Genomic DNA, 19,648 nt, shown 5'->3' with positions numbered 1-19,648 from the left:
TCTTTATTTGGAGTTAGAAAGAAATTTGCACACCCAATTGAATGGTTCTCGCCGTTGGGTATGCACTTTCATCGACACCCGAACTAAATATTCTTCTAGAAGATCTTGTGTTTCGCCCTACTTCAGGATAATACCCTGTGTAATCAGTAAGCGTGAACAAGTTAGTAGCAGAACCGTATATCCTAAGCTTTGTCATCATCATGCGCTCAGATATTTCAGATGGAACTGTATATCCTATTTGCATGTTCTTTAATCTAAAATAAGCCCCGTTTTCTAAGTAAAAATCAGAAGGTCTTCTATTAAACCCTGGGTCTGACTGTGTATTTCTTGGAATGTTAGTATTTGTATTAGTCGGTGTCCATGCATTTAACGCATCAGTTAAGTAAGGGCCTTCCGTATCAAAATATCCTCTATAGATATTTCCGTTCAAAATTTTATTTCCTGAAACGCCATTAAAGAAAAGACTTAGGTCTAAATTTTTGTACGATGCGGAAATGTTCAACCCATATTCGAAATTAGGTGCTGGACTCCCCAAAAACGTCTGGTCGTTATCATCTATGATACCATCAGGCCCTGAGCCATTAGGCCCAGCAATATCCTTAAATCTTAAATCACCTGCCTGTGGGTTATTGTTGTCATTCGCTGCCAAAGCTTCGGCATCTGTTTGATAAATTCCATCTACGACATATCCAAAAAATGAAGAAACAGGTTGTCCCACATCTGTTTTAGTGCCCTTTAAGCCATTGGAAGTAAAACCTCCTTCAATTATAGGTGTGGCATCACCCAAAGCCGTAACTTCATTATTAAGGGTTGTAAAGTTTCCACTTATACTGAATGAAAAATCCTCGCTTAAACTATCTGAATAATTCGCTAAAAACTCAAACCCCTCATTTTCTATACTTGCCGTGTTAAAAGGAACCCTGTTTCCAAAACCAGTGTAAAGTGGCAAACCAAGCTCAACGAGAACATCTTCGGATTTTTTCTGAAAGTAATCCATAGTAATACTCAACTTTTGGTCCAAAGCCCTGAATTCAAGACCTATATCGGTAGTTTTACTGGTTTCCCAAGTAATATCATCATTAATACCTTTAGTTATTGAATAACCTGTAGCTCTTTCTTGACTATCACCAATTGGATACTCACTGTTAAGGTTTAATTCTGGACTTAAAGAATATATTGGAACGTTATCCGAACCTACTTCACCATAACTTGCCCTAATCTTAATATCGGTAATAGCCGTAAAGTCTTCCATAAAGCTCTCATTACCTAAATTCCAACCTATTGCAAATGATGGAAAAGTACCCCATCTCAAGTCCTTCTTAAATAATGATGACCCATCTCTACGAATAGTAGCGGTCAACAAATACCTACTATCATAAGCATAACTCAACCTTCCAAAATAACTCTGAATCGTCTTTGTTAAATCTTGGGAAGGAAAGTTGACCTTATCCTCTGCCGCCGAAGCTACACGAACATCATTCGAAGGGAATTTTCTAGCCAACGCCCCTAGGGAACGTGTATTTGAAACTTGATCGGTATAACCCCCAACCAAATTAACATTGTGTTTGTTAAATTCTTTACTATAGGTTAAAGTATGCTCTATTAATGTTGAAAGAAAATTAGTATTTGTTTCTGCTAATTCAGCAAATTGGTTGTTTCCAAATGTTGCTGTATTAAAAACATAAGTTGGTGTAAATCTATAATTATTATCAGCATAATAATCCAAACCTAAATTCAGTTTATAAGTAAGACCATCAAAAATTTCAAAAGATCCAGCGACATTTCCAAGAACAGAGTTTCTGGTAACCGTTCTATCTTCAACCGTGGCCAACCCTAAAGAATTACTAACATTTCCCACACCATAAAACGCTCCTACCGCAACATCTAAAGGCTGGTCAGTTGCACTGAAATTACCTTCAGAATCATATATTGCTATAGTAGGTATTAAATCCCTTTCTTTATTAAAGTAAGGGTTTGGATTGTCCACTGAACGGGTTAAACCAATGGTATTCTCTAATTTAAACCTTCCTTTCTTTAGCGTTGCATTAACGCGGGCAGTAGTTCTTTTATAATCGGATTGTTTAACGATCCCCTCTTGATCATAATGGTTAAACGACAAACTATAGGTACTATGTTCCGTACCCCCATATATTCTTGCATTTGCATTCATCACACCCGCAGTACGTAAAGATTCCTTTTGAATATCACTATCAATATTAGGATTAAACTGAGTGTCATTGGCAGGAAACCTATCGTTCCCATCATTATCCCTAGCCCTATTCACAATAGTTGCATAATCCCTAGCATTGGCCCAATCAATATTCTTAACCGAAGATTGAAGACCATAACTGTAGTCTAAATCAACTTTTATACCACCATCGCGTGTACCCTTCTTGGTAGTCACGATAATAACACCATTTGCGGCCCTTGAACCGTAAATAGCACTCGCCGAAGCATCTTTCAATACAGATATAGACTCAATATCTCCCGGGTTTAAAGATGTCATATCGCCCGTAAGCATTCCATCTATAACATATAAAGGACCTGCATCCGACAATGTGCTTGAACCACGAATGGTAACTAAAGCATTTGCCCCAGGCGAGCCTCCATTGGCCTCTACTCGAACACCGGCTGTACGCCCTTGTATGGCCTGAGCCGCGTCATTATATGTAAATTTGTTTATTTCCTCGCTATCAACCGTACTTACAGAGCCTGTAAGGTCAGATTTTTTCTGAGTACCATAACCGATAACAACGACCTCTTCCAATTGACTTGCATCTTCGGAAAGGACAACATTTACAACATTTTGCCCATCAATCGCTACTTCCTTTGTGGTAAAACCGATATAACTAAATACCAGGGTAGCGCCACTTTCAGCCGATATCGTATAATTCCCGTCAAAATCGGTTTGAGTACCGCTAGTGGTTCCCTTTACAAGAACATTAGCTCCTGCCAAAGGCAGCCCTGAGTCGTCTGAAACCGTTCCGCTAACACTTATCTCTTGGGCATGACCAAAGGCTATAACCAAAAGCCAAAGCAATCCCGACATATAAATATGGGGTTGCCAGTTCTTAAATTTTAAGTGAGTTCCATTCATAAGTAATGAAGTTTAATTGAGTTATTTAACATTTGTTTAAGTTTTATCAAAAGTGATGTTTATTAAGCCGTTAGCACGCAACAAATGTTCAGATAACTATCACAAATGGTTCTGAAGGCCCAAATAAGTGTTCTTTTTACACAAAGTGGCTTATACTCCCATTATACCACACTAGAATCCTTTTTTTTAGCACAACACACAGTCCCTCCAAAAAAAAGAAAGTAAGGGTCTAACAGACCCATAAGGAATCTATATTCGTAAGAATACCCATCTTAATCACACAATAACGGGTGTCTTTCACGACAAATGAATGTTATTCGCGCTATTTTCCTTTAGATTGTTTTATCTTGGGCCTTCAATCATAAAAAATGAGTAAAATGTTCGGTATTGAGAATAAGGTAGCGGTTATTACCGGAGCGAGTGGAGCCTTGGCAGGCAGCATAGCCACTAGCCTAGCAGGGTCTGGTGCAACTTTGGCACTGTTGACGAGAAAAAAATCTTCGGTCCAATCTTTATTAGATGAAATCAAAAACGTGGGCGGACACGTTAAGGCTTACGAAGCAGATATCCTTAACGAGGACAGCCTAAACAAGGTCAAGAATGAAATTCTATCGGATTTCGGAAAAATAGATATTCTTTTGAACATTGCCGGAGGCAATCTTCCCGGAGCTACCGTTGCCCCAGACCAGACCATCTTTGATATTTCCGTTGAAGATTTTAAAAAAGTGACCGAACTGAACTTAAACGGCACCCTTATCCCCTCTTTAATATTTGGAAAGGTCATGTCTGAACAAAAACAAGGGGTTATCATAAATTACTCTTCCATGGCGGCAGATAGGGTCATTACCCGCGTTGCCGGTTACTCGGCCTCTAAGGCGGCTATGGAAAACTTTACCAAGTGGATGGCCGTTGAAATGGCTACCAAATTTGGCAACGGCCTCCGTGTCAATGCGATTGCTCCCGGATTTTTTATAGGCAAACAGAACAAGGCACTTCTCACCAATGAAGACGGGTCTTTTACCCAACGTGGAAAAAACATAATCAACAACACACCTATGGGCCGCTTTGGTGAAATAGACGAACTGAATGGCGCCATACACTTTTTATGTAGTGATGCCGCACGCTTCATTACAGGCATAGTTCTTCCCGTTGACGGTGGCTTTAGTGCTTTTAGCGGGGTTTAGGCCCAGCCTTTCGATTTTTAATCAAATAGTTCGTTACAGTTCAATTACACTAAATCAACTTCACATATATGGAACAAACATGGAGATGGTACGGGCCAAACGACCCTGTTAGCCTTCAAGACATAAAACAAGCCGGAGCTACAGGAATCGTAACCGCCCTTCACCACATTGCGAACGGCGAAATATGGTCGGTGGATGATATCCAAGAACGCAAGAACCTTATCGAAGAAAACGGCCTGGTATGGTCAGTGGTAGAATCACTACCCATTCACGAAAGCATCAAGACCCAACAGGATGGCTTTGAACAACTTATCGAAAATTACAAACAAAGCCTAAAGAACCTCGCCCAGTGCAATATAAAGGTAGTATGCTACAATTTCATGCCTGTACTTGACTGGACCAGAACAAGCCTTGACTACGAAGTAGAAGATGGCTCTAAAGCCTTGTTGTTCGATGCTACGGCCCTTGCCGCTTTTGACCTCTTTATCTTAAAAAGACCTGGAGCGGAAAACAACTTTTCCGAAACCCAAATCGAAGCTGCCAAAGCCTATTACAACGCAATGTCGGAGGATGACATCTATAAACTGGTAAAAACCATTATTGCGGGTTTACCCGGATCTTCCGAAAACTATCATATACCCAAAACGGGTTTTGATCTCAGCCCTTTTCAGGCAACCTTAGACACATATAAGGGCATGGGTGAAGATGATATGCGCGACAATCTCGTTTATTTCTTGAACGCCATAATGTCGACCGCTGAAGAAAACGGAATATTAATGTGCATCCACCCCGATGACCCTCCATTTTCTATTTTAGGCTTGCCGCGTATCATGCGAACGAAAGAAGATTACGCCTATATCTTCGATAAGGTAGATTCTATAAACAACGGTATCACTTTCTGTACGGGTTCACTCGGAGCGAGGGCCGACAACAACCTTCCTCAAATGTTCAAAAGGTTCGCCGACCGTGTCCATTTCCTTCACTTGAGAAGCACACAACGCGACGGCAAGGGTAATTTCTACGAAGCCAACCATTTAGAAGGTAACGTACCTATGTACGACTTGGTAAAGCTTATCCTTTCCGAAGAAAAGAGAAGAAAGGAAGCGGGACGAGAAGATTTCCTTATTCCCGTGAGACCCGATCACGGACACCAAATGCTCGATGACCTCCATAAAAAAACCAATCCCGGTTATTCGGCTATAGGTCGCTTGCGCGGATTGGCCGAATTACGGGGATTGGAATTTGGTATTCGAAAGGCGTTTTTCGAATAATATCTAACCTCTAAGCTTTTTGATCAAAGCCAAAGTATCCCTTACACGATTTTCTAGGCCAGCAAAATCTTTGTTGGCCAGAATATCTTTACTGATCAATTGCGATCCCATACCAACGCAAGTTACGCCGGCATCGAACCAACCTTTTAAATTGGCCTCGTCGGTACTAACCCCTCCTGTTGGCATAACACTAGTCCATGGCTGTGGCCCCTTTATCGCCTTTACATATCCTGGACCATAAGTAGAACCTGGGAAAAGTTTGATTATCTCGCACCCCATTTCCTCGGCACGGTTTATCTCGGCCAAGGATCCACAACCTGGAGACCAAAGTACCTTTCTTCGGTTACAGGCTATAGCTATATCTTCACGAAGTGAAGGGGTAACAATAAAGTTCGCCCCCATCTGCATAAACAAACTTGCAGCAGCTGCATCGGTTATAGAACCAACACCCATAACCATACCTGGAAGTTCTTTTATTGCGTATTTGTTTAGTTCTAAAAAGACTTCATAAGCAAAATCGCCACGAGCAGTGAACTCCATCAAACGCGAACCTCCGTCATAACATGCCTTTAAAACTTTTTTACCCAACTCTACATCGGGGTGATAAAACAAAGGCACCATTCCGTTTTCTTTCATTACGGAAGCCACCTCTATTCTTGAATACTGAGCCATATTTATTGTTTGTAGTTAATGTTCTTATCTTGCAACTCGGCCGGAAGCATCTCCGCCCATCAATTTTTCCACCTCATCAACGGTTACCAAGTTGGCATCACCTTTGATCGTATGCTTTAAACAAGAAGCGGCAACGGCAAAATCCAATGCATTTTGATCATCTTCCGGGTATTTCAACAATCCGTAGATCAATCCGCCCATAAAAGAATCTCCCCCACCTACTCTATCAACAATATCGGTAATTTGATATTGACGGGTTTCATACATTTTGGAACCATCCCATAATACACCCGCCCAAGTATTGTGCGATGCAGAAATAGAACCTCTTAAAGTGGTAATAACCTTTTTGGCTTTTGGAAATTTCTTCATCATTTGCTTACAAACCGACAAGAAAGCCTCCGCCTTAACATCGGCACCATCTTTATGCACATCCAATCCTTCCGGGTGAATACCAAAATGCTTTTCCGCATCTTCTTCATTCCCTAGGATGATATCACAGTACGATGTCAATTCGGTCATGATGGCCTCTCTATCACCACCATAATTCCAAAGCTTGGCCCTGTAATTTAAATCGGTAGATATAGTAATACCCCTATCGCTCGCCGCTTTTACAGCTTCCAAGCATACATCGGCAGCGCCTTGTGATATGGCAGGCGTGATACCCGTCCAATGAAACCACTCTACACCTTCAAAAACGGCATTCCAGTCGATCATTCCCTTTTCGATTTCGGCGATGGCCGAATGGGCACGGTCATAAACAACTTTACTTCCTCGGCTTACAGCTCCGGTCTCAAGAAAATATATCCCCAATCGGTCACCTCCATAAATTATCTTATCGGTACCAACACCGCGTTTGCGCATTTCCATAAGAGCACATTCACCGATATCGTTTTTTGGCAAACGTGTAACAAAATCTACGGGAACCCCATAATTGGCCAAAGAAACGGCAACATTGCTCTCTCCTCCTCCGTAAACAACATCAAAGCTGTTTGCTTGTGAAAATCTTAAAAATCCTGGAGGGGCTAAACGCAACATGATTTCCCCGAAAGTGACTACTTTTTTCATTTTAACTAATTAGGTTATTTGATTCTTATTTTACGAAAATAGTTGTTATTTTTTTGACAGCCACAAAATTAAGGTTTCCTTCAAATTAACCGACTGTAAAATCAGGTCAAATGTACCAACTACTTCGGGTTTAACAATATTTGTCGGTTTTGAGATATAACTCTACATAGGTCTAGCCAACAATTTTAAGTGTTTTTAACAAAATCGATAAAAATGACCGTTCATCAAAAAAAGAAGTCCGCTTAACTTTTTATTTTTTTATTTGTCATCCCGACAAAAAAACTTTACAATTATGGAGAATCATCTTACACCAAACAACCAAGTGGTAAGTACGCTTACCGAAGTGGAAAGAGCTTCTTTTTACAGAAAAACCTATATGCACTTAGCAGGCGCAGTACTTCTTTTCGTTCTGGTCGAAACCCTGTTCTTTCAAATACCACCTGTATTGAATTTCGCCCTTTCACTAACCGGCGGCTACAGTTGGTTGATCATGCTAGCGGCGTTTATGTTCATAACCAACTATGCGGAACGTTTGGCCCTAAAAAGTGAGAACACGAACATACACTACCTAGGCTTGGTACTGTATGTAATTGCCGAAGCCTTTATATTCATACCTTTGATCTTTATCGCCGTTATGGTTGCGGAAGACGGTGCATTGACGATTCTCAACCAAGCTGCGATTATGACGCTTTCCTTGTTTACGGGCCTTTCGGCCATTGTCTTTTTGACGAAAAAGGACTTTTCGTTTCTCAAATCGATCTTGGCGGTCGGCTTCGCCATTGCCCTAGGTCTGATCATAGCCGGAACCTTGTTCGGTTTTAACCTTGGCCTTTGGTTTAGCGTAGCTATGGTAGTCTTGGCCTCTGGCTCGATCCTGTACCAGACCTCGAACCTCGTTCACAACTATCGTTCAAACCAGCACGTAGCGGCATCACTGGCCCTGTTCGCCAGCCTTATGTTATTGTTCTGGTATATCTTAAGCATTCTTTCTAGGGATTAACCCATAGTGTTTATATTTTTAAGCGAAGGGCTCCGATATTTTGTCGGGGCCTTTTTTATGCTATCTTTCCACCGAAAAACAATTACCGTTACGACCATGAAAAAATTCACGCTATTTTTAACCTTTGCCCTTACCCTTGCCTTTAATGGCATTTATACCCAGAACAACGATATCGATATCATTAAGGATATCATGAAGCAGCAGGAGGAAGCTTGGTCGGCCCATGACCTGGAAGGCTTTATGCAGGGCTATTGGAAATCGGAAGACCTTACCTATTTTAGTGGAGGAAAAATTACAAAAGGATGGCAAACCACCTTGGACAACTATAAAAAAGGCTATCCCACAAAAGCCCATACCGGTGAACTTCGGTTTAGAATCGCACAGGTTACCGAAATAAACGAGGAGGCCTACTATGTTATGGGGGAATATTTTCTGACCCGGGAAGCAGGTGATGCCCATGGCACTTTTATGATCATTTTCAAAAAAATAAATGGGGAATGGAAAATAGTAGCGGATTCGTCTTGCTAGAACATTCCTCCGGACTACCCTAGTCCGGTGTCTTCGGTTGTTCTACCGGTTCCTGATAGTAGGTGATGCGTCTTGTCGTATAGACATTTTGAGGTGTTACGATTTCCTTGACCCAATTATTGGCCGTCGTACCATCAAACTGATAGATATAATTTTCGGTCGAGTCCCCAAAGCGCTTTTTGGTCTTTACCGTTGATAAAACCCCATCTTCTCCGTATTGATAGTGTTTTTCATCCTGCACGATCCAGGTTTCGGTAGAAGCGTCGTACAATGCTTCCTTATGCATCGTCAAACGACCATTGCTATCGTAGATGTCGGTTGTTTTTGATGTAGGAAGTCCTTCTATATAATTTTGCTCTTCCACTTTTTTCAACTCCTGCCCCTGTTCCCGTATTTTAGATATGGTCTTGGTTTTTGAGGGCCTTCCGTTTACGCTTTGATTGACTATAGTTGTTTCGTTTTCTTGTAGATATTCAAAATCGGTCTCATCTATACCAAGGGTATTGGTACGGATGATCTTTACGAGCCGATTTTCCGCATTGTATACATAGACATTCTTTTCCAGCAATTCTTTATCGTAAGACACGATTTTTTCCGTAAGTCGTCGATTTTCCAAGGTATCCACTTCATAAAAGCTAGCTATGGAGGTGGCTCTGTCAAACTTACCGTCCATGTAGTTTTCAACCCTTCTTTCCTTTAGAAAATCATGAACATACTTATAGTAGGTTGTTTCGTAATCGCTATCGTTATACCGCGTAATGGATTTGGTCAAACGGCCCTCCTTATCAAAATAATATTCCTCCTTGCCATAGTCGGTAATTACTTCGCACGACTTTACATTTCCCTTGAGATTAAAATCCGATACTTTAAAAGTCTCGATATCTTGGGCAAATCCATTCGTACAAATTACCAAGGCAAAAAACAAGGTCGCGATTTTCTGAATCATACTGCAAAACTACTTGATATTATGTCAACTAAAAATAAAACCCATACCAAATCGACAAAAAGTAAAAAGCCCGTTCGACAGTGTACCGAACGGGCTTAAAATTATCGACGCCTAGCGTCTTTACTTATTTTACTTCTTCGAAGTCTACGTCTTCTACGTTGTCGCCTTCTTTGGCTCCCTCTGCAGAAGCGGCATCACCTTCAGGAGCTGCTCCGTTTTGTTGTCCTTCGGCCTGAGCCTTGTACATTTCTTCGGAAGCTACTTTCCAAGCTTCGTTGATCTTATCCAAAGCAGGGGCTATTACGGCCAAATCTTTAGATTCGTAAGCCGCTTTCAACTCGGTCAAAGCATCTTCAATTGGTTTTTTCTTGTCATCTGACAATTTATCACCAAACTCTTTCAACTGCTTTTCTGTCTGAAAGATCATACCGTCGGCCTCATTGAGCTTATCGGCTATCTCTTTTGCCTTTTTATCGGCTTCGGCATTAGCTTCAGCTTCGGCTTTCATCTTTTTGATTTCTTCTTCGGTCAAACCTGAAGACGCTTCAATTCTAATATCTTGCGTTTTGTTCGTGGCTTTATCCGTTGCAGAAACTTTAATGATTCCGTTCGCATCAATATCGAAAGTTACTTCAATTTGAGGTGTACCTCTTGGTGCGGGTGGAATACCGTCTAAGTGAAAACGTCCTATGGTCTTGTTATCGGCTGCCATTGGGCGCTCACCTTGCAATACGTGAATTTCTACCGAAGGCTGGTTGTCTGCCGCGGTGGAGAACACTTGCGATTTCTTGGTTGGAATCGTAGTATTCGCCTCGATCAACTTGGTCATTACACTTCCCATGGTTTCGATACCCAAAGACAAAGGTGTAACGTCTAACAACAATACATCTTTAACGTCTCCGGTAAGTACCCCACCCTGGATAGCGGCACCGATAGCTACAACCTCATCGGGGTTCACACCTTTTGAAGGTTTTTTTCCAAAGAATTTCTCAACAGCTTCCTGTACGGCAGGTATTCTTGTAGAACCACCTACCAAGATAATCTCATTGATATCACTTTTAGAAAGTCCGGCAGATTTTAACGCACTCTCACAAGGTGCAATGGTACGTTTTACCAAATCTTCTATCAATTGTTCGAACTTGGCCCTGGTCAAAGTACGCACCAAGTGTTTCGGACCTGTAGCGGTAGCCGTTACATATGGCAAATTGATTTCAGTCTGGGCCGAGGATGACAATTCTATTTTTGCCTTTTCAGCAGCTTCACGCAATCTTTGCAATGCCATGGCATCTTTACGCAAATCGATGCTTTCTTCCTTATTGAATTCATCGGCCAACCAATCGATTATTTTTTGATCGACATCATCACCACCCAAGTGGGTATCCCCATCGGTAGATAGCACTTCAAAAACACCATCTCCCAATTCTAGTATAGAAACATCATGTGTACCACCACCAAAATCAAAAACAACGATTTTTTGGTCGGTATCTTTCTTGTCCATACCATACGCCAAAGAGGCTGCGGTAGGCTCGTTTATAATTCTTTCTACGGTAAGACCTGCAATCTCGCCAGCTTCTTTTGTAGCTTGACGCTGTGCATCGTTAAAATATGCAGGTACTGTAATTACCGCACGACTAACGTCTTGTCCTAGGTAGTCTTCCGCTGTTTTCTTCATTTTCTGAAGAATCATGGCAGATAGTTCTTGTGGCGTATACATACGGCCATCAATATCGACACGTGGCGTATCGTTATCCCCTTTTACTACTTTATAAGGAACTCTTTCCGCTTCTTTGCTAGATTCGGAAAATTTATTTCCCATAAAACGTTTAATGGAATATATGGTTTTGTTCGGGTTGGTTACCGCCTGTCGCTTTGCCGGATCCCCTACCTTGATTTCCCCACCATCTACAAACGCAATAACAGAAGGGGTTGTTCTTTTTCCTTCAGCATTGGGAATCACTACCGGTTCGCTACCTTCCATTACGGAAACACAGGAGTTGGTAGTACCCAAGTCAATACCTATAATTTTACTCATGCTATATGTTTTAAATATTAGTGCTAATTTTTATAATCGATTACTGATTGACAAACAATATGCCAAGCCACCGCAACATGACATGATGTCATTTTCACTATTATGACATTCACAAAATCGGCCATATAAGGACCATAATCGCCCAAAACAAGACAAATTGCGACATATTCTCTTTGTAAAAACGAACCCAAGGCCGACACTTTTCAAAAAGCCTTATCCCCAAAAAACTTATTCCTCACCAAAACGAAATAGGCCGGTTTTTTGACTTTGCCTATAGCGGGCTTTCTCTATCTTTATACCATAAAATATGAATACGCCTTATGGAGTCTATCAGTATTTTCGACATGCTTAAGATCGGTGTTGGACCTTCTAGCTCTCACACCCTCGGTCCGTGGCGCGCGGCCGAACGATGGATTGCAGAGCTCAAGGCTTCAAAACTTTTCGACGAGGTCACCGCCATTAAAGTACACATGTACGGCTCGCTCTCCTTGACCGGAAAGGGGCATGCCACCGACTTCGCCGTGATGCTAGGCCTTTCGGGAACCGACCCGGTAGAAATCCCTATAGAGGATATTCATTCGATCGTAGCCGATATACAGCAAACACATATACTGAACTTTGGAAGCAGCAAACCGATCTGCTTCAACCCTGAAACCGACATCTTATTCCATAAAAAGTTTTTGCCGTTTCACGCCAATGGATTACAGTTCGAAGCGCTATTGACATCGAACAAGTCCAAAAAGAACACCTACTACTCCATCGGCGGTGGTTTTGTAGTCGTAAAAGAGCGAAAGAACGCCAAACGCAATATAGCCACTTTCGGCACCTTTCCATTTCCCATCCAAAAAGGAACCGAGCTCCTCGACTATTGCAGAAGGGAGCACAAAAACATTTCCGCCATAGTACTGGAGAACGAACGCTCTTTACGCAACGACGCCGAAATAGACAAAGAGTTAAAACATATTTGGGACACCATGCTCGAATGCATGTATATAGGATGCCACACCCAAGGGAAGTTACCGGGAGGACTCAATGTAACCCGTCGGGCCTTTGACCTCAACAAAAATCTTCTCGGCGGCTCCAAAGATTACAACTCTCCCCAAACTTGGCTGACCACTATACGGAATACCGAAGTGAAATTCCGCCAGATCTTACAATGGGTCAGTTGTTTTGCCCTCGCCGTAAACGAAGTAAACGCCTCCCTGGGTCGTGTAGTGACGGCCCCTACCAATGGTAGTGCCGGGGTTATACCTGCCGTGCTTATGTACTATATGGTTATCGAAAACCATGAAGCCGATTTTGAACACATTAAAAAATTTCTTTTCGTTGCCGGCGAAATCGGGAGTATCTTTAAAAAAGGAGCTACCATCTCGGCCGCCATGGGCGGATGCCAAGCCGAAATTGGGGTATCGAGCGCCATGGCGGCAGGCGCACTTACCGAACTATTGGGCGGTACGCCCGAACAGGTATTGATGGCCGCAGAAATTGCCATGGAACATCATTTGGGGCTCACCTGTGATCCCATAGGCGGACTCGTACAAATACCTTGTATTGAACGCAATAGTATGGGTGCTATAAAGGCAATCAATGCCGCAGAACTGGCCTTGGGCTCCGACCCTAAAGACGCCAAAGTCCCGCTCGACAAAGTGGTAGAGACCATGTGGGCCACGGCAAAAGACATGAGCTCAAAATATAAAGAGACCTCCGAAGGCGGCCTGGCCATTGGAATCAACATGAGCGATTGTTAGCACAAAAAAAACCAACCATTTTACAACAACTACCTACGAACGATAGAGTTCAACAAATAATTGCAGATGGATATCGAAAGCATCATTGATAGCATAAGTAAACTTCCGGAAGCCTCAAGAACAAAGATCATTGAAAACACCGTACCCGTAACCTATCCGAAGGGACACATCCTTATTCATGCCGATACGCTTGAAACATCGGTCTACTTTATAAAAAAAGGAATCGTTCGCGCCTATGTCAATCATGAAGGCAACGATATTACCTTTTGGTTCGGAACTGCCGGCGAAACCATTATCTCAATGAAGAGCTATGTAGAAAATAAAAGAGGGATCGAAAGTATAGAACTCTTGGAAGACTGTGAATTGTACCGCCTGCAAACTACAAAACTGCAACAGTTATACCTTCAGGATATACACATCGCCAACTGGGGCAGAAAGTTTGCCGAACAAAACCTAAAGACCACTGAAGAGCGTTTGATTTCAAGCCAGTTCAGAACCGCCAAACAACGGTACCGCGAACTATTAAAGAACACGCCCCATCTCATCCAGAGGGTGCAATTGGGACACATTGCCTCCTACCTCGGCATAACCCAGGTAAGCCTTAGTAGAATACGTGCCGAAATAAAATGATGTCGTTTTTATCATTTGTAAAAAATAATACCGATTACCTTGCCCATATTTGCAGCGATAAAAACAAAAGAAATGAACTGGTTGGTTTTAATTATTGCAGGATTGTTTGAAGTAGCCTTTGCCTTTTGTCTATCTAAGGCAAAAGAAACTACAGGAACCGATATGTACCTCTGGTACGGTGGTTTTCTTATATGTTCCGCTATTAGCTTTCTCCTTTTAATAAAGGCCGTTCAAACCTTACCTCTGGGCACAGCCTACGCCGTATGGACAGGCATCGGGGCGGTCGGAACCGTACTACTCGGAATCTTTTTTTTTAAAGACCCCGCCAATTTCTGGAGGATATTCTTCATTGTTACGCTTATCGGGTCCATTATCGGTTTAAAATACGTTTCTCACTAGAATAGCAGAACGGTCCTTCCGCAAAAATTTAGCTATAAATTATTCGTTTTCAAAAAAATGTCATATTATACTACAGTTTCTATAGTATAACACACCTAACCATTAATACTAAAGAACGGGGTCGCAACCCTATTCTTAGTGACCCAAAAGCCATGAAAGAGATTGTAAAGATAGAAACCGAAATAGCGGAATTAAGAAATCGACTTCAAAACCACCCGCTTTACACGAATTTAAACCAAATAGAAGATATTAGGATTTTTACAGAAAATCATGTTTTTGCGGTTTGGGATTTTATGTCGCTCTTAAAATCCCTTCAGATTTCACTGACCAAAGTTTCCATTCCCTGGACACCTAGTAAAAACCCGGTTCTGGCGCGGTTTATCAATGAAATCGTACATGGGGAAGAAAGTGATATCAACGAACTGAACGAAGCTAAAAGCCATTTTGAAATGTACCTCGAAGCCATGCGTCAACTCGGGGCCGACACCGTCCGTATCAATGGCTTTATCGCACTTTTAGAAAAAGGAGCCACCGTAGATTCGGCTTTGACGGCCATCGATATTCCCCAAAAAGTAGCCGACTTTGTACGCTTTTCCTTTGACACCATAGCTAGTGGAAAGCCACATTTGGTAGCCGCCGCATTTACCTTTGGTCGAGAAGATGTTATCCCCGATATGTTCATGGAAGTCTTAAAAAGCGCCGATGCCGATAACAAACGGTACAACAAATTTGTCTACTATCTTGAAAGACACATTGAACTCGACGGCGACGAACACGGGCCATTGTCACTTAAAATGGTGGCCGAACTTTGTGGGAACGACCAACGAAAATGGCAAGAAACCCTTAAGGTCGCAAAAGAAGCCCTAACAAAACGAATTCAACTATGGGATGCCATTAGCGAAGAGATTACCAACAAAGGCATTAACCTAAACCACTAAAAAATAACCCTATCTTAAACCTATTGACCAAGACTTTCTTCTCGAACTTTTACATTTTTGAGGCACTAAACTTTTCTAACCCTATTTTCCTATGGCATTTGATACCGATTTTTTAAGTACAAGCATACACGCTCCGCGATTGAACCGATTAAGCGACGCCTTCCAACTGAACGGGAGCGAAATCATCGACTACACCCACTTTTCTCTAGCACTAAGTAGTCGTACCCAATTCGCTATTTGGGTAGCATGGAATATCGACGGAAGCAACCTGAAACGTATCGCCCGAAAGGGAGCAGGATTTTTTGAAGATTCGAGAATTCCTTCAGAATCGCAGGCCGGCAACCGCCTGTACAAGAATAACCCTTTAGACCGAGGCCATATTGCCAGAAGGGTCGATTTGGTATGGGGTGACCATGAGGAGGCCAAAAAAGCCAATTCCGATTCGTTTGTCTTTACCAATATCGCTCCCCAGATGGATGACTTTAACCAAAGTGGAAAAGGAGGTGTTTGGGGCGAGTTGGAAAACTCTTTATACGACCAAACGGAAATGGACCGATCACGTGTCAGCATTATCGGCGGTTGCATTTTTCATAAAGACGACCGAGAATACAGGGGATACAAAATTCCTACCGAGTTTTACAAGACCATTCTTTATGAAGAAAACGGCCAACTAAAGACCAAATCGTTTATACTCACCCAAGATTTGACCCGACTATCCTTTCTCGATCTAGAAGCGTTCAAAACCTACGAAGTCGCTCCTTCGGAAATAGAGGCCAAATGTAACTTTACCTTTGACGAAGCCATTCACCAAGCTAGTGTATTCTACATAAACTCCTTTGCCCAAACCGAGCGTCAACCTTTGTACCGCCCGTCCGATATTCATTGGTAATCCCACAAAAAAACGCCCGCTGTACACAACAGTGGGCGTTTGTAAAAATACATGACCAAGCTTACTTCTCTACCCTTGGAGTAACTTCAAATTTTCGAAACATAATTGGGCCGTGATCCCCTTGAATCAAAAACGGCCCCGGTTCGCCTTCATTACTGTCTAAGGCCCCACCGGTAATACCTGGTATATTTTGATCGTTGATTATGGTTTTTCCATTAGCGACTATGGTTACACGACGCCCGATCAAGGTTATATCGTAGGTTTGCCATTCGCTCGCATCGTTGGCCGCCATTTCGTTCGGTGTTAAAAAGCCGTAAATTCCCCCAAACAATACGTTTGACGGATCAGAACCCTTATCATCGGTAATCTGAACTTCATAACGACCTCTTAGATACACTCCACTATTGCTTCCAGGCGGCACCTTAAACTCCACATGCAGTTTAAAGTCTTTGAACTTTTCATTCGACACCAAGTTCGCTCCCGATTTCGGACTCCTCAGCACCCCATTTTCAACTATCCATTGGTTTTCGCCCATGGCCGTCCAACCACTTAAATCCTTTCCATTGAAAAGGTCTTTTGGTTTTCCCCATTTCGCTTTCTCAACATACTCCAATTTTGGGGCCCTTACCGCAGACCAACTATAGGGTTGTCCATCAGTATAAATCATCGTTCCCTTAAGTTCTTCTCCTTGCAGCCTCCCCGTAAACACCATATCGGTACCTTCTGGTTCCCATTGCTTTGGTATGGTAAAATTGAAAATGTCATTTTTCACCTTAACCTCTGCAATAGGCCTTGCACTACCGAAGGCATAGACAAAACTACCGACCAAGGTATTCGTACCCGAATGCCTTATCTCTAACCAAGAAGGCAATTGCTTACCATCTTTTTCTATAACCATATCCCATTTGCCTTCCAACGATTTTGCTTCTTGGGCATTGCCCACTGTAATCGCCGATAACAACAGGCCTAGTGTTGCCCCAAATAATTTCAATCCCATTTTCATATTGTTAAATTTTTCAAAGCGATAAATATAGAAAATACCTAACATTTAGTTCATGATTTATTTAGCGAATCATAATACTATATCGATTCTAACTTTTAATTGCTATCATTAAAATTTAATTAACTTTAGAGACCGTTCACAAATTCAACTAAAAACCAAACCCAATGGCCCACAAAAAAAACAAGCCACCAACCAACTCAAGAAGGTCTTTTCTAAAAAAGGGGGCCATAGCTTCCTCTATCTTTATCGTACCCAGATACGTTTTGGGCGGCCCGGGCTACCTAGCCCCCAGTGACCGCTTAAACCTAGCTGCCATTGGTGCCGGAGGTAAAGGCTCCAGTGACATCTTCAACGCTTCCGTAAACGGGCGTGAAAAAGTAACGGCCCTATGCGATGTAGATTTCATGGGCTCTGCCAAGAAGTCCGTAGAGAATTTTCCCAAGGCAAAATTATATGCCGATTACCGTGAAATGCTAGATAAGGAAAAAGGTATCGATGCCGTTACCATTTCCACTCCCGACCACGTTCATGGCCCTGCAGCTGCCTATGCTATGGAAAGGGGCATACATGTCTATGTACAGAAACCCATGACCCACAATATTCGTGAGGCACGCATACTCACACAGATGGCCCGAGACCATAAAATTGTGAGCCAAATGGGAAACCAGGGCGGCTCTAACCCACTTTTGGGCATGGTTCAAAAATGGATCGATAACGACGCCATTGGCGCCGTTTCGAAAGTTCAGGTATGGACCAACCGCCCCGTATGGCCACAAGGAAGCGCCATGCAAGCGCCAGACCCCAGTCTTAAACCCGACAGCTTGGATTGGAACCTTTGGCTCGGACCTGCACCCGAAAGGCCCTACACCCCGAACTTGCACCCATTTAGCTGGAGGGGCTGGTGGGATTACGGAACGGGAGCCCTTGGCGATGTAGGGTGTCACCTGATCGATATTCCCTTTCGTACCCTAGGCCTAAAATACCCTACAGATGCCGAATGTAGTATAGGTTCGGTCTATTCACAAATGTGGAACGCCGATTACCACCCTGAAGGTTGCCCTGCCTCCTCCTTTATAACCCTTCACTTTGGCGCCACCGAAAAAACAAAGAGGCCGATTGAAATGACCTGGAGCGACGGCGGTATCAGACCTTCGCATCCTGATATCATACCGGCCAACAACGACATTGGAGGCCCCGGAAGCTATAATGGTGTACTCATCATTGGTGAAAAAGGAATTATTTCCACCAACATCAACGATAGTAGCCCCCTCACCCCGAAACTATACCTGAACGACGGCACGACCGAATTCGGTCCTGAAACCGAGACAAACGAAGAACCCGAGTACGGTCACCAACGAAAATGGGTCGATGCGTGTAAAGCAGGCTTCAACAGCGATGAACATAAAGCCCTGACCTCTTCGTTCGATTATGCGGGCCCAATGACGGAAACCGTTCTTATGGGAAATTTGGCCATTCGCAGTTATTTGTTGCGGAAAGAGGATAGTAAGGGTAATATGGATTTCTTCGCAAGAAAGAAATTATTATGGGACGGCGAGAACATGCGGATTACCAATTTGGAAGAAGCCAACCAATTTGTTGGTAGAACCTACCGTGACGGTTGGAAGGTTTAATTAAAAAACTAAAAAAGACGGGTTTTATACAATTCGTCTTTTTTAAATAGCTATTTACATCCCCCTTTTCGTCGGGTATCGATAACGTAAACGATTTGCCACCCCTTGTCGGCATCTTTCACCAACTGAAAAGAATTCACCCCGCAATGGTGAAACGACCCATCTAAATTGAAGGTATAAGGCGTCCAGGCATGGGCCATTGGGCCATCTATCTGAATGGAATAACTGTTGATGACCTCTTCAAATTTTGTGGTTTCGGGAATCGCGACAATAGACTTCAAGAAATCGGAAGAAGCCTGTGTCTTTACTACGGGATTTCCCATTTCATCCTTGGCAATGGTTTGCATGACCACATTACCGGCTAGCGTCTTTTTTATTTGGACCGAATCTTGACGGTGAAACCCTTTAAAAAAAGCTTCGATCGTATTTTTAACAGCCATTTCTTCATTTTCCTGGGCATATCCCCCAAAGGTAAGGAGGCAAAAAAGCAGTGAGGGTAGTTTTTTCATTGGTATCAATTTTATCAAATTTAATAAATATTCGCTTTAGCACGAGTACTTTAACCCCGTTACGGATTGAACGACCGATAAGCAAAGGGGCCTACATATCTCGGAA

At 42.6% G+C, this 19,648-nt stretch carries 17 protein-coding genes; 10 read left to right on the top strand and 7 right to left on the bottom strand.

All coding sequences use genetic code 11. The features are described 5' to 3' along the window. Positions 1-13: 13 nt before the first annotated feature. Positions 14-3,097: a SusC/RagA family TonB-linked outer membrane protein gene (locus BW980_RS09850; protein WP_083690448.1), complete on the bottom strand. Its 3,084-nt coding sequence runs from the start codon at positions 3,095-3,097 to the stop codon at positions 14-16. A gap of 368 nt (positions 3,098-3,465) precedes the next feature. Between BW980_RS09850 and BW980_RS09845 the strand changes: the two genes are divergently transcribed. Further along, positions 3,466-4,281 (top strand): SDR family oxidoreductase, encoded by an 816-nt coding sequence (locus tag BW980_RS09845; protein WP_076455059.1) that lies wholly within the window; start codon positions 3,466-3,468, stop codon positions 4,279-4,281. A gap of 68 nt (positions 4,282-4,349) precedes the next feature. Beyond that, entirely contained in the window at positions 4,350-5,552 is a 1,203-nt protein-coding gene (gene uxuA, locus BW980_RS09840; protein WP_076455058.1) for a mannonate dehydratase, read from the top strand. A gap of 3 nt (positions 5,553-5,555) precedes the next feature. Here the strand turns inward: uxuA and BW980_RS09835 are convergent, their stop codons facing one another. Beyond that, positions 5,556-6,224 (bottom strand): bifunctional 4-hydroxy-2-oxoglutarate aldolase/2-dehydro-3-deoxy-phosphogluconate aldolase, encoded by a 669-nt coding sequence (locus BW980_RS09835; RefSeq protein ID WP_076455057.1) that lies wholly within the window; start codon positions 6,222-6,224, stop codon positions 5,556-5,558. A gap of 24 nt (positions 6,225-6,248) precedes the next feature. After that, the gene (locus tag BW980_RS09830) at positions 6,249-7,289 is read right to left on the bottom strand and encodes a sugar kinase (RefSeq protein WP_076455056.1); all 1,041 of its coding nucleotides are present in this window, start codon (positions 7,287-7,289) and stop codon (positions 6,249-6,251) included. A gap of 292 nt (positions 7,290-7,581) precedes the next feature. On the opposite strand from BW980_RS09830, the gene BW980_RS09825 reads away from it, so the two are divergent. Both BW980_RS09825 and BW980_RS09820 read left to right on the top strand, forming a co-directional pair. Further along, positions 7,582-8,289, top strand: a complete 708-nt coding sequence (locus tag BW980_RS09825; protein ID WP_083690447.1) for a Bax inhibitor-1/YccA family protein — start codon at positions 7,582-7,584, stop codon at positions 8,287-8,289. Positions 8,290-8,385: 96 nt separating this feature from the next. Further along, positions 8,386-8,817: a YybH family protein gene (locus tag BW980_RS09820; RefSeq protein ID WP_076455563.1), complete on the top strand. Its 432-nt coding sequence runs from the start codon at positions 8,386-8,388 to the stop codon at positions 8,815-8,817. 19 nt (positions 8,818-8,836) lie between these two features. On the opposite strand, the gene BW980_RS09815 is transcribed toward BW980_RS09820, so the two are convergent. Both BW980_RS09815 and dnaK read right to left on the bottom strand, forming a co-directional pair. After that, positions 8,837-9,763, bottom strand: coding sequence for a hypothetical protein (locus tag BW980_RS09815; RefSeq protein ID WP_083690446.1), 927 nt, complete (start codon positions 9,761-9,763; stop codon positions 8,837-8,839). A gap of 124 nt (positions 9,764-9,887) precedes the next feature. After that, complete coding sequence (dnaK, locus tag BW980_RS09810) at positions 9,888-11,795, bottom strand: molecular chaperone DnaK (RefSeq protein WP_076455055.1); 1,908 nt, start codon at positions 11,793-11,795, stop codon at positions 9,888-9,890. Positions 11,796-12,115: 320 nt separating this feature from the next. On the opposite strand from dnaK, the gene BW980_RS09805 reads away from it, so the two are divergent. The 5 genes from BW980_RS09805 (at position 12,116) to BW980_RS09785 (ending at position 16,399) form a co-directional block, all read left to right on the top strand. Further along, entirely contained in the window at positions 12,116-13,543 is a 1,428-nt protein-coding gene (locus BW980_RS09805) for an L-serine ammonia-lyase (protein ID WP_076455054.1), read from the top strand. A 66-nt stretch (positions 13,544-13,609) separates the two neighbouring features. Continuing rightward, positions 13,610-14,173 carry a Crp/Fnr family transcriptional regulator gene (locus BW980_RS09800; RefSeq protein WP_076455053.1) on the top strand — a complete coding sequence of 188 codons (564 nt, stop codon included), beginning with the start codon at positions 13,610-13,612 and terminating at the stop codon, positions 14,171-14,173. Between the two features lie 72 nt (positions 14,174-14,245). Continuing rightward, positions 14,246-14,572 carry a DMT family transporter gene (locus BW980_RS09795; RefSeq protein ID WP_076455052.1) on the top strand — a complete coding sequence of 109 codons (327 nt, stop codon included), beginning with the start codon at positions 14,246-14,248 and terminating at the stop codon, positions 14,570-14,572. Between the two features lie 152 nt (positions 14,573-14,724). Continuing rightward, the gene (locus BW980_RS09790) at positions 14,725-15,510 is read left to right on the top strand and encodes a DUF3050 domain-containing protein (RefSeq protein ID WP_076455051.1); all 786 of its coding nucleotides are present in this window, start codon (positions 14,725-14,727) and stop codon (positions 15,508-15,510) included. A gap of 91 nt (positions 15,511-15,601) precedes the next feature. Then, the gene (locus tag BW980_RS09785; protein WP_076455050.1) at positions 15,602-16,399 is read left to right on the top strand and encodes a DNA/RNA non-specific endonuclease; all 798 of its coding nucleotides are present in this window, start codon (positions 15,602-15,604) and stop codon (positions 16,397-16,399) included. Between the two features lie 61 nt (positions 16,400-16,460). Here BW980_RS09785 and BW980_RS09780 read toward each other — a convergent pair whose 3' ends face one another. Then, positions 16,461-17,396 (bottom strand): 3-keto-disaccharide hydrolase, encoded by a 936-nt coding sequence (locus BW980_RS09780; protein WP_076455561.1) that lies wholly within the window; start codon positions 17,394-17,396, stop codon positions 16,461-16,463. Positions 17,397-17,566: 170 nt separating this feature from the next. Between BW980_RS09780 and BW980_RS09775 the strand changes: the two genes are divergently transcribed. Then, positions 17,567-19,033, top strand: a complete 1,467-nt coding sequence (locus BW980_RS09775; protein WP_076455049.1) for a Gfo/Idh/MocA family protein — start codon at positions 17,567-17,569, stop codon at positions 19,031-19,033. Between the two features lie 50 nt (positions 19,034-19,083). Here the strand turns inward: BW980_RS09775 and BW980_RS09770 are convergent, their stop codons facing one another. Then, positions 19,084-19,542 (bottom strand): 3-methyl-2-oxobutanoate hydroxymethyltransferase, encoded by a 459-nt coding sequence (locus BW980_RS09770; RefSeq protein WP_076455048.1) that lies wholly within the window; start codon positions 19,540-19,542, stop codon positions 19,084-19,086. Positions 19,543-19,648 lie beyond the last annotated feature (106 nt).

This window comes from Zobellia uliginosa, assembly GCF_900156625.1.
GTDB classification, from domain to species: domain Bacteria; phylum Bacteroidota; class Bacteroidia; order Flavobacteriales; family Flavobacteriaceae; genus Zobellia; species Zobellia uliginosa.
This window is presented reverse-complemented; position numbering and strand designations above follow the sequence as displayed.